The sequence below is a fragment of the Mycoplasma sp. CB776 genome, assembly GCF_054343395.1.
The window spans coordinates 1-13,787 of sequence record NZ_JBTGVD010000010.1; the positions used below are offsets into that span (position 1 = coordinate 1).

General features: G+C 25.6%; 13 protein-coding genes. 5 read left to right on the forward strand and 8 right to left on the reverse strand.

Annotated elements, in window-relative coordinates; all coding sequences use genetic code 4:
• Positions 1–85 precede the first annotated feature (85 nt).
• The 8 genes from ACXX86_RS01700 to ACXX86_RS01735 form a co-directional block, all read right to left on the reverse strand.
• Complete coding sequence (locus ACXX86_RS01700) at positions 86–1,069, reverse strand: lipoate--protein ligase (protein WP_436358768.1); 984 nt, start codon at positions 1,067–1,069, stop codon at positions 86–88.
• Positions 1,070–1,074: 5 nt separating this feature from the next.
• Positions 1,075–1,395, reverse strand: a complete 321-nt coding sequence (locus tag ACXX86_RS01705) for a hypothetical protein (RefSeq protein ID WP_436358769.1) — start codon at positions 1,393–1,395, stop codon at positions 1,075–1,077.
• Between the two features lie 72 nt (positions 1,396–1,467).
• On the reverse strand, positions 1,468–1,989 hold the full coding sequence (locus tag ACXX86_RS01710) for a hypothetical protein (RefSeq protein ID WP_458561014.1): 522 nt from the start codon (positions 1,987–1,989) through the stop codon (positions 1,468–1,470).
• The gene (locus ACXX86_RS01715) at positions 1,990–2,847 is read right to left on the reverse strand and encodes an FAD-dependent oxidoreductase (protein ID WP_458561015.1); all 858 of its coding nucleotides are present in this window, start codon (positions 2,845–2,847) and stop codon (positions 1,990–1,992) included. It abuts the gene before it with no gap.
• A gap of 254 nt (positions 2,848–3,101) precedes the next feature.
• Entirely contained in the window at positions 3,102–3,713 is a 612-nt protein-coding gene (locus ACXX86_RS01720; protein WP_436358771.1) for a 3'-5' exonuclease, read from the reverse strand.
• 1 nt (position 3,714) lies between these two features.
• On the reverse strand, positions 3,715–4,119 hold the full coding sequence (locus ACXX86_RS01725) for a hypothetical protein (protein WP_436358772.1): 405 nt from the start codon (positions 4,117–4,119) through the stop codon (positions 3,715–3,717).
• Positions 4,120–4,164: 45 nt separating this feature from the next.
• Positions 4,165–5,136, reverse strand: coding sequence for a DHH family phosphoesterase (locus ACXX86_RS01730; RefSeq protein ID WP_458560590.1), 972 nt, complete (start codon positions 5,134–5,136; stop codon positions 4,165–4,167).
• A complete protein-coding gene (locus ACXX86_RS01735) occupies positions 5,123–6,112 on the reverse strand; it encodes a DHH family phosphoesterase (RefSeq protein ID WP_458560591.1) in 990 nt (329 codons plus the stop codon). Before ACXX86_RS01735 ends, ACXX86_RS01730 begins: the two co-directional genes overlap by 14 nt.
• Positions 6,113–6,450: 338 nt before the next feature.
• Here ACXX86_RS01735 and ACXX86_RS01740 point away from each other — a divergent pair, with 338 nt between their 5' ends.
• Genes ACXX86_RS01740 through ACXX86_RS01760 form a run of 5 tightly spaced genes read left to right on the forward strand, consistent with a single transcriptional unit; the run spans position 6,451 to position 13,786 of the window.
• A complete protein-coding gene (locus ACXX86_RS01740; RefSeq protein ID WP_458560592.1) occupies positions 6,451–6,846 on the forward strand; it encodes a hypothetical protein in 396 nt (131 codons plus the stop codon).
• A 23-nt stretch (positions 6,847–6,869) separates the two neighbouring features.
• Positions 6,870–9,209 carry a hypothetical protein gene (locus tag ACXX86_RS01745; protein ID WP_458561016.1) on the forward strand — a complete coding sequence of 780 codons (2,340 nt, stop codon included), beginning with the start codon at positions 6,870–6,872 and terminating at the stop codon, positions 9,207–9,209.
• Positions 9,210–9,211: 2 nt separating this feature from the next.
• Positions 9,212–9,700, forward strand: a complete 489-nt coding sequence (locus ACXX86_RS01750; RefSeq protein ID WP_458561017.1) for a hypothetical protein — start codon at positions 9,212–9,214, stop codon at positions 9,698–9,700.
• The gene (locus ACXX86_RS01755) at positions 9,700–12,834 is read left to right on the forward strand and encodes an ABC transporter permease subunit (protein ID WP_458561018.1); all 3,135 of its coding nucleotides are present in this window, start codon (positions 9,700–9,702) and stop codon (positions 12,832–12,834) included. Before ACXX86_RS01750 ends, ACXX86_RS01755 begins: the two co-directional genes overlap by 1 nt.
• A gap of 1 nt (position 12,835) precedes the next feature.
• Positions 12,836–13,786, forward strand: coding sequence for a sugar ABC transporter permease (locus ACXX86_RS01760; protein ID WP_458561019.1), 951 nt, complete (start codon positions 12,836–12,838; stop codon positions 13,784–13,786).
• Position 13,787: the final 1 nt, after the last annotated feature.

Below are 13,787 nucleotides of genomic sequence, written 5' to 3' on the forward strand. Positions count from 1 at the left end.
ATCTCTTACTAAAAAGTAAGCAAGAGAAATTTACACAAAATATCTTACACTACCATTTATTTCTGTGTTTTTCTTTATATGTAGATTAAGTACCAAATAAGACTTCTATAATTTCTTTGACTGAGATGTTTCCAAAATATTCTTCAAGATTACTAATAGAATTTAAAATCTTAATAATTGTTTCTTTTTCAAAAGATTGATTTATTAATTTAGATTCAACTTCTTCTATTCCAACTTTGGCAAGAAAATCTCCTTCAAATTTGATTGAATTTATCTTATTTTCCTTTATGTTTGCACTTATTTGTAAAATTCCTCCTTCGGTTTTCTTTTCACTAAAAAAAGAAAATTCAGGATTTTTTCCAAGCACTCAATCATTAGAAGAACGAATTGATTTTATACTTTCCATTTGTTCTAAATATTTAGAAGGAATTTCTTCTATTGTTCCGTTATATTTTTCTTTTAAAAATAAAGCGAATTTATCTATAAATTCATTAATAGAAATTTTATTTTCTAATTGTTCTAATAAGTTTGTTACACGTTGTTTAGCACTGTTAATTCCCTTTGATTCCATTTTGAGTTTGCTTGGATTTAATACATTTGAAAGTTTGCTTAAGTTGGCATCAAAAAGCATAGTTCCGTGATGAACGATTTTATTTTTATAAATAAATTGTGCATTTCCTGAAAATTTAAAACCATTTACTACAAGATCATTTCTTCCTTTAAATTCAGCATTTAAATTTAAAGTATGTAGAAACTCTAAAACAGGTTCTAAAAATTTAGTGTAACTTCTTTCTGTTTTGTTTGTTGTGATAAAAGAGAAATTTAAATTTCCTAAATCATGATAAACAGCACCACCACCAGAAAGTCTTCTATAAAGTTCAATGTTTTCTTTTTCTAAAACATCAAACTTTACTTCTTTATATGCGTTTTGATTTCTACCTATAATAACAGCATTTTCGTGTTGATATAAAAAGATAATGTCTTCTGTGTTTGATTCATCTTTTGTCATTATTTCTTCAAGAACTAAATTATAAAAAGGTGAATAATTTTTACTAATATAAATTTTCATATATTTTACTCCTTAACTACTAAATCAAAGTTTGTAACACTTTTGAAAAGTTTTATAAAAGAATGATAATCTTTTTCATTAAGATTTAAATTTTTAATACCTAAAATGTTTATTTGTCCATAATCTCATCTTTTTTGATATCTATTATTATCTAATAGGAATAATAAATCTTCAATAAATCAATCAAAAAAATTATCATTATATTGAATATCTCTTAAAAGACCATTTACTTTGATATCTAATATTCTATTTTCATGATTTAAAATTTGAAAGTCAAAAGATAAATCTAACTCTTTACTTGTTTTAATTTGAAAAATTGTTTCCATTTTTTAATTATAACAATTTTAAAATTGGAAAATAAAAAAACCCGAAAAAATCGGGAAAAAATTAAAAATTAATTATTTTTTGCTGTAATTTAAGTTTAATGCATTTAAAATTGTTTGAATTACAAAGTTAAATGGTTTGTTGAAGTGTGGTAAGAAGTAGAAATCCATTAAAGCGATTTGTGGTAATGTTAATCCTTGTTGAATTGCAAGAGATAACATGTAAATTACTTCAGTGTGATTTGCTGCTCTACCTTCAGAACCGATTTGTGCCCCTAATAGTCTTAAAGTTTTTTTGTCATATGTAATTTTAAATCAAACTTTAAAGTGGTGTTTCATAAATTCTGGTCTGTCATTGTCTTCAAAGTATTCAACTGCAAAGTTTTCTTTAATTCCTTCTGTTTTAGCAGCAACAACTTCTGTTAAACCTGTTGATGCATAGTTGAAATTAAATACATTAATTGCATTTGTTCCTGAGTATCCTGGGAAAGGAATTCCTTCGTTTCCTGCTAAGTGGAATGCTGCAACGATTCCTGTTTTAACTGCGTTTGTAGCAAGAGCAATATGTGCATATTCTTTTGTAGCACTATTAATCATTTAAGCAGAGTCACCGATTGCATATAAGTTTTCATCACTTAATGATCTTTGGAATTTATCTACTTTTATAGCACCGTTAGCTGTTTTTTCAACACCTTGAATTAATTCTGTATTTGGTCTAAATCCGATAGCTAAAATTACTAAATCAGCTTCATATGTTCCTTTGTCTGTAACAACAGCTGATACTTTTTTACCATCTTTTGTTTCAAATTTTTGAACTTTTTCACCAAGTTGCATTTTAATTCCGTGGTGTTCCATTGAGAATTCAACTTTTTTAGTAAATTCTTCATCAAAGTAGTTAGGAATAATTCTGTCTTGCATATCGATTAGTGTTACATTTTTTCCGTATTTGTGGAATGCTTCAACTAATTCGATTCCAATGTATCCAGCACCAATAACAACTACATTTCTAACATTTTTGTCTTCTGCTTTTGCTTTAATTTCTTTAGCATGTGCAAAGATTTTTGAAACTAAAATGTTTTCTAAGTTAATGTTTTCAAATGGTGGAATAATTGGTCATGTACCACCAGCATATACTAATTTGTCATATGTGTCTTTAAAAGTTTTTCCTGTACTTAAGTCTTTAACAACTACATATTTTTCTTTTCTGTTTACTTCGATAACTTCATGAGCGATTTTAACATCGATTCCAAGTCCTTTTAATTCTTCAACGCTTGAATAAAATAAACCATCTGGGTTTTGGAATTCTCCTCCAACTCATAAAGCAATACCACAACCTAAAAAGGAAATATCGGTATTTCTGTCGTATGCTACTAATTTAGCGTTTGGAGCAACTTTTTTCATTGTTCTTAAAAATGAAGTTCCTGCGTGATTTGCTCCTATTGATATAATTTTCATTAATGTCCTCCGTTTTTTAATTAACATTATAATTATAATATTTTTATACTAAATGTTTATAAAAATTCATTTTTTGTGGAACAAATTGAAAATAGGGGTAAATTTGTTATAAAAATCAACTTTTTGGAAAAATAAAAAAAGTCTGCTAAGACTTTAATTACTTACTTTTTTCTAATTTTTCTTTAATTATTAATAAAAATTCTGCTTCACTAATTATTTTTGTGTTATATTCTTTTATCTTATTTTCTTTGTTATTATAGTGGGGTTATTCTTTTTTTAAAAGAGTTTAAAATATATTTTTTATCTTGTATTTTTAAATACACTTCATATAAAATTTTACAATCTTGAACACTTCTATGTGCTTTTAAATAATCTACTCCAAGCATTGAAGAAAGAAATTGTAAACTTCATTTTTCACTCTGTCATAAATAAAAACTTCTGTTTTGAAAAAAATCTTTAGTGTCAATAAAATTATTAGTGGGAAAAGGTAGTTCTACTTGGTTATAAGCTCTTTTTAATGCAACAAAATCAAAAGTTTCTCCATTATGTGCATATAAGTCTAAATCACCTATAAAAGCATTAAATTCTTCTAAAACTGCTTTTGTATCTCTACCTTTTTCTTTGACTAACTTCGTAGGAATGTTGTTAAAACGCTCTCATTTATTAATTTCAAAATTCTTTGGTTTTACTAATTCGTTAAACTGTTCAACTATTTCTCCGTTGTTTATTTTGATAGCACCGATTTCAATAATAGATTTATTATTATCACAAGTTTCTAAATCAAAAATAACAAAAGAATTTTTCATAAAATTGTTTTTATATTGCTCATCTGTTTTATTATTAAATTCTTCTAAACTTTTTATCATATTATTCACTAACTAAAATTTCTCCTTGTCTCATAAGTTCTTCAAATTCATTTATAGTAAAATTTTTATGTAAAGATAAATAAATCTTTTGTTCAATTATTCATTGTTTTATAAATTCTCGTTTTTTACTATAATCAATAATAGGTTTATTAATTCTTATTATTTTAGTTGATAAATTTTTTAATTTAGTTGAATTATATTTACCATAATGATCTTTTAACATATAAATTTTCAAACATTTAGCAATTTTAGAATTTATACTATATCCATTAATGTCATCATTTACTAACATATTTAGATAAAACTCATGTAAACTTATTGGAAATTTAATTGTAAAAGTTCTATTGTCTTCTAACTTTTCTTTTTGATCTATTAATGATCTAATGAATTCATCATACTTACTCATAAAATTATTCTCCTATCTTTAAATAATTATTAATTAATAAAGACTTTAATTATTTAATTTGATTCATCTTTCATATTCTTGTTGACAATCTTCAACTATTTTTATTATGTCTCTTGCATTGTTTATAATAGCGCCTGAAGCTCTTTCATGACCACCGCCATTTCATTTGAGTGCAACATTTCTTACAACTGGGCCATTAGATCTAAATTCTACTCTTCATTTGTTTGTTTCTTCTTCTGTAAAAGAAAGTCAAATTCTGTAATTATCTATATTAGCTAAAGTATTTGGTCTAGTTGCTTCAGCAGGAGTTTTGTTGTATTGTTTTTGTTCTTCAAGAGTTATTGAATAGTAAATAACATTTTTAAATGTTTTAAAAGTGCTAAAAATAAATGATTGAAAACGTAAATCACTTTCACTATTTTTTGTTAAGTTTGTATGAAGTTCATCAATATTTAAGCCTGTTTCTCAAAGTTTAGCAGTTAGAGATAAGGTTCTTGGTGTTGTATTAGAGAATAAAAAACGTCCAGAATCTGTGTAAATTCCCGTATAAATGTATTTTGCTGCTTTTGTTGAAACCTTTCAGTTACTGCTAAAAGCTAAGTCAGCAATCATTTCAGCTGCAGCGATATAAGAAGAATCAACTCATCTAGTTGTTGTATTTAAATCATCTTCGTTTGGATGATGATCAATTCTAATTACACTTTTAAAAATATTTTTGTCTAATAACTCTCTTTTTTCAATTCTTTCTTTAAAATTTGCATCAACAATTATCGCTAAAGACTCTTTTAAAATGTCATCACTTAGATCATTATTAAAAGAAAAATCCAAGAAATTTAAAGTATTTTTAGAATCACCAACTGCAAAAACTTTCTTATTTGGAAAATTTTCTTCAATTAGTGTTTTTAAACCAAATTGAGAACCAAGACAATCACCATCTGGGCGAATGTGATGGAAAATGACAATTGAATTATGATTTTCAATTTCGTTTACAATTTTTTTTAAATTACCTATTTTCATTTTCTTCCTTTTCAAATTCTTTAACAAGATTAATTGCTTTATTAACTATTTCTTGGATTTTGGATTTATTTTTAATCATTGCTCCAGAAGCATTATCGTGACCACCACCATTATATTCTCTTGCAATTATATTTACTTTTGGACCATTAGATCTTAGTCTTACTCTTATTGTTTTATCTGGTTGATCAATAAAGAAAATTCAAATTCTATTATCTTCAATATTAGAGAGAATATTTACTTGGTTTGCTTCTTCATAACTTAAATTAAGTTCATCTTGTAATTTTTGAGTAACGTGGAATCAAATTACTTTATCTTGATTTTTAAAATTGGAGAGTACTTTTCCTTGGAATTTAATCTCTTTCATGGTTTTACCTGAAAGTGCTTTGTGAATAAAGTGAATATCTAAATTAGATTTTTTTATTAAATGCTCGACTACATTAAAAGTTCTTTTACTTGTATTACTATAAAAAAATCTGCCTGAATCAGTATAAATTCCAGTGTAAATATATTGAGCAGCTTTTAAAGAAATGTTTCATTTAGCCATTTTAGCTAAATAAGCAACCATTTCAGCTGCTGCAGAATAAGAAGAATCTATTCAGTTAAATTCATAGTTAATATCTGCTCCATTTGGATGATGATCAATTCTTGTCATCTTGGTAATTTTGTTAGATAGTATAATTTCTTTTTTTTCTAAACGATCTGAACTGGAAGCATCAACTACAATTCCTAATGAATTTTCAAAATTTTCTTCTTTTAATTGATTTTCGTCAAAATGATTAAATTCAAGAAAATTTAAAATGCCAGTTGAATCTCCAATATAGAAAACTTTTTTGTTTGGATAATTATCTTTGATTAATTGTCCAAGACCAAATTGAGAACCAAGGCAGTCACCATCTGGTCTTATGTGATGAAAAATAAAAATGTTATCAAATTTTTCAATCGCTTCTTTTATTATTTTATATGTTCCTTTTTTCATAATTCTAATTATATTTTAATAATTTGTTTTTTGAAAAATAATTATAATTTTATATTTTTTGAGTTGCTTAAATTATTAAAAAAATGCCAAAAATTAAAATTCTATTAATATCAAGCAAAAGCAAAAGTCAAAAAATAAAATTAAATAAAATATATGTTTTTTTGATATAAAAATATTATATATCAAACCTTTTTCCCTATTTTTTGGGAAAAAAGTTCAAAAATTTGGTGGTTTTGTTCAAAAAAATAGGAAAAAAAATGAATATTTCGGCATATTTGTATTATAATTTTAATGGAAGTTATTTTACTTTCAATATTTTATGTAGAAATTAAAAAACAATGAAAAATTTATTTTTAGGAAAACCACCATTAGAAAGAAAGTATTTACCAAAAGTTATTGAACATTTATATTCTTTTTTTACAGCAATAATTTTTAGTGTTGCTTTACTATGTTTGGTATTATTATTTACTTTTAATAATAAAGAAACATTTGCAGAAAAATTTTTTGATTTATCATTAAAAACTGAATTTAGATTAGTAGTAGCAGTTTTTGTATTTGTTTTCTTTGCAAATATTATTTATATTATTAGATTAATAAGGATTTTACCGAAAACTGAAGTAGGACATACTTTAGTTTGAATAGAAATTACATTTTTAATGCTTTTTGTACTTTCACCTTTTAATATCGTGGTTTCCATAGCTTGTTTAAAATATAATGAAATTGTTTTTGAATAACTTAGGAGAAATATATAAAAATTATGAAGAAAAAATTATTTAAATTTTTAAGTTTAGCAGTGTTTGCAACTCCAATGGCTGCTTTTGTAGCTTGCGGAGCACAAAATGAGTTTGCAAATTCAAAAGACATTATTGTTGCAAGAGAAGGTAAGCAAGAAGGATTTTGAAAAGCAGTTGAAGATGAATTTGCTAAAACAGATTTATATAAAAAAGGATTTAGAATTAAATTTGTTGAAAAAGATGTTTTTGGAGCAATTGATACTATTACAAATGTTGGTAGCACAGATAAAAATGCGCCTGATTTAATTTATGCACCAAACGATAGAATAACAGACTTATTAAGTAAAAGAACATTAGCTGCTTGAGACCCAAAATTAAAAGATGATATTCTTGAAGAAGTTCACGCAACTGATGCAGAAAAAAGTTTTGTAAACGAATTTGGTACATTTAAAGGTAGAGAAGGAAACAAAGACAACGGAAAATTCTACAACTTTGCTCACAACAAAGAAGGTATAGTTGTAATGTCAAGTAAAACACTTGATGAAGTTAAAACAGAATTAGCAAACACATCAACCGATGAAATGGTTGAATTAGTTAAAGCAGGAAAAGCATTCTTTAGAATTCAAGATGGATGATATGGTAATGGTGTTTTAGCATCAATTCTTAGCACAAGTGAAATGGGAAAAATCGTTTACAAAGATACTACAAAAAATAAATGATCATCTGGATTTATAAAAGGAGATCCAAACAATGCTAATTTTTCAAAAGCATTAGATGTTGTTGGAGAATTATTGTTCCCTGTTTATGAAGCGGCTTTTGTTAAAAATGCTGACGAATACAAAAGCACAGTATGAGGACAAAGAGGAATCGACCAAGGTGCTTTAAAAGTTCTTTTACAAAATAACCAAGGTGAAGTTCAAAATAAAGTTGTTGAGTTGTTACATAATAAAAAACTTGATTATGCATTTGTTGGTTCATGAGATTTTGGTACAGTTTCACAACAAGGAATTACTACATTCTTTAATGCTCCAAAATTAAAAGATGATCTTAGATATACACAAGCACCAGGAACATGATCATGAGCAATTAACTCAAGAAACAATGGTGCAGTTGCTGATAGACAAGCAGCTATTGCAGAAGTATTAAAATTAATTTTCAAAACAGAATCATACTATGGATACTTTAAAGGTGATACAAAAGTTCCTTACTTTACAAATACACAAAAAGAATTAAGAGATCTTTCAGATAGAGATGCTGCAACAGGAAGTTCTAAATTAACAGCAATGGTTACAAAAACACATTATTCAAGCAATGATGCTTTATTTAAAGCATACAATGATTTATTATCAGAAGTTAATAAAAACTTAGCTAAAGTTTATGGAACTGAAAAATCTTGAAGTCAAGAACACGATAAAACAAATCCTTTAGGAGACCAAAACAAATATAAAGAAACTTATGTAAAAGAAAAAGATAAATATCCTTTTGTTTCTGATGAATTAATAAATAAATTAGGTGAATTAAAAGAAGCTACAGGAATAAGAAATGCAATTTCTGCACTACTAGGAATTCAAAATGTAGATGAATTAAAAGGTGGTACTGAACCATGACAAATCGCACCTTCTTTAGTTAAATCTGGTGCTGAGTTTGAAAAAGAATGATTAGTAGGTCAAACAGGGAATGCACACGTTAGAAAAGTTGAAACATACATTTTTGGTGGTTCAACTGAAGACGCAAAATTAATGATGGAATTTTCTTCTAAATTCAAAGAAAAAGATTCTCAAACAAAAGCTTTAGAAGAAGTTAAAAAACGTGCAAAAGAATTTTCTAATAAATATGCTAAAACAACTGTTTCAGATGAAATTATCAATAAAGCTGCAGAACTATATATGAATAACTTCTTTAATGAAGCAGATTGATTAAAATGACAAGATGAATATAAAGAAGTATTTAATTCTAAAAAAGCAACAGAAAAATTCCCTAAAGAAGAGCAACAACTAAATGGAGAAAAAACAGATGCTACAATTAAAGAAGTGGAAGATGTTATTTTAGAAGCTACAAATACATCAGTTGCTAAAAAAGTTGTTGACGTTATTTCTTCAACATCAGAATTAAAAGACGGTGGATACGGAATTCTTAAACTACAACAAGAAAGATTAGATAGAGGTAACCCACAATTTGGAAAATTCTGAGGAACATGAAATGACAATATTTTAGGAAACCAAGAATTTTATAAATCTCTTGCGGAAAATAATGTTAAAACTCTAGAAGCATTCCAAACTAAATTAAAAGAACAATTTAGTAAAAAATTCCAAGAATCAGTTGCTGCTTTAGATAGTAGTAAAGCATTAGATTACATTAAATAATAATGAAACCCAAAATACAAATAGAAAGAAGAATTTTTTACTTATTAATTATTCTTCTTTCTATTTCTAATATATTGTTACTTTTATGATTACTGGATGGATTGATATTAGGAACAAATTCTTATGATAATTTAAACTTGGAATCTCAAAAAGAAAGTATAAATAATTTTTTAACCTTTAGGTATGTAGGTTATATTAGTAATTCACTTATCTTAATAGGTTATTTGGTAAATATTTTAGTTTCTAAAAAAAATGGAATCGCATACTTATTTGGTTTTGTTTGGATAACTCTTTTTGTTGGAGTTATGCTTGTCCCCTATTTTTCAAGCGGGCCTATTACAGAAAATTGAATAAGATTAACAATTGTTATTTTTTGAAGTATCACTTTTCCATTTTTGATACTAATTAATATTTATTTAATGTTTCAATTGAGACTAAAGAGACAAAATTATTACTATGAAAAAATAAAAATACATAAAGGAGGTAAATAATGGAAAAAGTCAAGATGTGAAATTGATATGGTGAATCTTTTGACAGAAAAGTAAATGATTCTAAAATTTCTTATTCTAACTTTTTAAATCAAGCAAAAAATGTTTTTGATAGACAAAAACGAGAAATTGATTTAAAGAAAAAAATAAATAGAGAACTTTTTATTAAAGCAAAAAGAAATTTAGAATTTGAACAAAAAAGAGCATTAGAAACATTAAAAATTTCAAGTAGAAATAAACTTCAAGTTGTTAAAGAAACAAAAAAACAACTAAAAATTTCTAATAGTTTAAAATCTTTTATAATTTTTGAAATTAAAAAGATAGATAAACAAAATCTTGAGTCAGCAGATTATGTAAATAATTATTACAAAATGCTTATAAAAACAGCTGATGAAGTAGAAATAAAAGAAAAAAATATGACTTCTATTTTAGAAAAAGCTAAATCCGATGAGCATAAATTATTAAGACATAAGGCAATGCTGCTAATTATTTATAAATATTTATTATTGCTTAAAAAAGAAGATTTTATTTACTATGATTTAGAGTCTTTAGTTGAAGAAAATAAAGGAAAATTCAGTGAATTAGAACAAAAATTAGTTTTAGAAGAGAAAACAAAAATTGAACAATTATTTAAAACTCTAAAAACTAAAGCTAAAAAATTTCAACTTAAAAAAGCAGAAATTGAAAAAGAAATTCCTTTAATTAAACACGAAACTAAACAAGAATATAAAAAAGAAGTATTTAAAATAAAAAAAGATTACAAAGAAAGAATTTTAGCAGCAGAATTTTCTTATAATAAAGAATATGACGAGCAATTAGCAAAAATCAAATCAGAATTAAAAGAAAAAATTGCTAAAATTGAAAATAAAAAACAAGAAATTTCTTCTTTAAGTAAAGAAAAAGAAGAAAAATATAAAGATTATCTTCAAAATAAACAAGAACAAGCTAAAATCTTAAAACAAGAATATAAATCAGAATTAAAATTAGCTAAAGCATTATTTAAACTTAATGAAAAGTATAATAAAGCATTACTTATTAGCAAATTTTTAAAACTAAATGAAGAAAAACATTTAAAAACTATTTATTCTTTATATAAAAAAGAATTAATAAATAAATTTTTAAATAAAAATAAATACAATCAAAATATTGAACTTAAAATACAAACTCATTTTGATTCTTTAGTACAACAAATTGAAGAAAAAACTAAAGAGTTAAACAAAGATGACAAAAACAAACTAAACATCATTTTAAATAAAAATCTACCTTTATTACTAAAAGGTAAAAAAATAAAAAATGTTAAAGCTTTAGTTAAATCTAATTACTATAAAAAATTAGGTAAATTAAAACAAGAATATTCATATGATGGTAATTTTCTTCTTAAAAAATCAGAAGCCTTATATGAATATGCAACTGATTCAAATAAACAACTTAATTTTTCAGCATCTGAAATTAAAGATGCAAAACTTAAATTACACAAAATCTTATTAAATGAAACTAAAGAAGATAAAGAAAAATACAAAAAACAAATTTCTGATTTAAGAAAAGAATATAAAGAAAAACTTTCTATTTTAAAAGATCGTTTCAAAAAGAAAGACATCACTAAAAAAGCTTATGCTTTTAAATTAAAAGAAGAAAAAATCCTTTATAAAGAAAAATTAGTTTCATTAAAACTACATAATGAAAAAGAAAAAAATAAAGTTGTAGTTAAAACACAATATAGCAGATTATCTGCTCAGCTTAAAATTACTAAAAAGATTTATGAATCTAAAGTGGTTGAAGCTATAAAACAAATTCCAACTGAAAATAAAAAAGGTGCTAAATATAAAGGATTATTCCTTAATTTACTATTTCCAGGTTTAGCACAATTAATATTATTTAAAGAGTATAAAAAAGGAATCCTTTTAACTTTATTAAGTGTCTTTTTATACTTAGTATTTGTACCTTTTTCATTAGGTATTACTTGAAATAAAATTGGTGGAATTCAAGGAATTATTGATTTAGGAAAAAGTTCACATAACTTTGATTTAGGTATTTTACCAGATGCAAGGTTCTGAATGTTTGGGGCAGCAGCATCGTTTATCTTGCTTGGAATTACTATTGCTTATGTAGTTGCAAGTGCAGTGGGTGCTTATAGACAAGGAAAATTCCTTGAAGAAGGAATGAGACCGCAAAACTGAACTCAAACTAAAAAATGACTTTCAGAGCAAGGTTTCCCTTGATTAATATCAATTCCTGGTTGATTCTTGATTGCCTTTATAGTTGTAGTTCCTTTAATAACTTCACTATTTATTTCTTTATCAAACACAGGATTCCAACATACTCCACCTGCTCAAACAGTAGATTGAGTTGGGTTTACACAATACGGAAAATGATGATTATTTAGAAATAATGGTTTATTAACTTCTCTTTTAAGAGTTGTTTCATGAACATTAATTTGAACATTTGTAGCAGCATTTTCAGTAATTGTAGTAGGTACTTTATTTGCTGTATTAGTTAATATGGAAAAAATCAAAGGTAAAAAATTCTTTAGATTAATTTACATTATTCCATGAGCTATTCCTGCCTTTGTTACAATTATTTTCTTAAAATCTGCTTTCCAAGGGGATTCTAATTCATATATTAACTACATATTACTTAAATTAGGTTTAATTGAAAACAGTATTAACTTCTTTGGAAGTATTACTTGAGTAAGATTCCTATTAATAGTAATTCAAACTTGATTAGGACACTCTTACATTTTCTTATTAATTACTGGAAACTTACAAGCAATTCCAAAAGATATTTATGAAGCTGGAGAAATTGATGGTGCTAAACGTTCTAAATTATTTAGACATATTACATTACCAATTTTAGTTTCTTCATTAGCTCCATTATTAATTGGACAATTTACATTTATGTTTAATAATTTCACAATTATTTCTTTATTCTCTAATGGTGGTCCTGCTTATTCAGACCAAACAACATTTAGTGAATCAGGTTCAGATATTATTATTTCATGAATTTATAAACTAACAACTGCAGTACAAATTGATGGAAACGTTGCTTTCTCATCAGCTCTTGTTATTTTAGCATCAGTGTTCTCAGTTTCTATTGCAGCTTACGGATTTGCTAAAAACGCAGCAAAAGGAGGAAGATAAGATGAAATTTTCTTTAAAAAGTAAAATTAATGAAAACAAAATAAAGTTTTCTTCATTTAAAAACAACAAAACAAGAATTCATACTTCAGATTCTAAACCTTTAACTATAGCAGAAGCAATATTCTTATTTTTTAACTATATTCTATTAATTACTTGAACTTTTGTAATTTTATTCCCAGTAGTTTCAATGATATTAGCATCATTTAATACATTTAACAAAAAATATTTATCATTATCACCAGAAATATATAAATTTGGTTTTGATAACTTTACTTATTTATTCACTAATGTAAGAAGTAAATATGTAAATTGATATATAAATACTTTAGCAATAGCTGTTAGCACAATGCTTATAACTGTAGTATTTGTTGCCTTTAATGGTTATGCATATTCAAGATTTAAATTTGCAGGTTCAAAACATTCTCTTTCTGTAATTATGCTTTTACAAATGATTCCATCAACAGCTTCACTAATTTCTCTTTATATTATTGTTGCTCTTGGTAGGGACTCACTTGGAATCGATCCCAGAATAACCTTAACAATAATTTATTCAGGTGGAGCAATTGCAGGAAATACTTTTGTGTTTAAAAGTTATTTAGATTCCATCTCAAGAGAATTAGATGATTCAGCAAAAATTGATGGTTGTGGAAACTGAAAACTATTTACTAAAATATTATTACCAGTTGCAAGACCAATGATAGCAATTATTGCTTTATGATCATTCTTGATTCCTTTTGGAGATGTAATTCTACCAAAATTTGCAATTACAAACAGAGATCAAACAACACTTGCTGTTGGGTTAGACAGCTTTATTACAGCAGAAGATAAAGAAATTAACGTTGGTGCTTATTCAGCAGGTGCTTTACTTGCTTCTATACCACCATTTGTACTATTTATGTTCTCACAAAGACATATCGTTGGAGGACTTTCTGACGGAGCGGTGAAAGGATAAT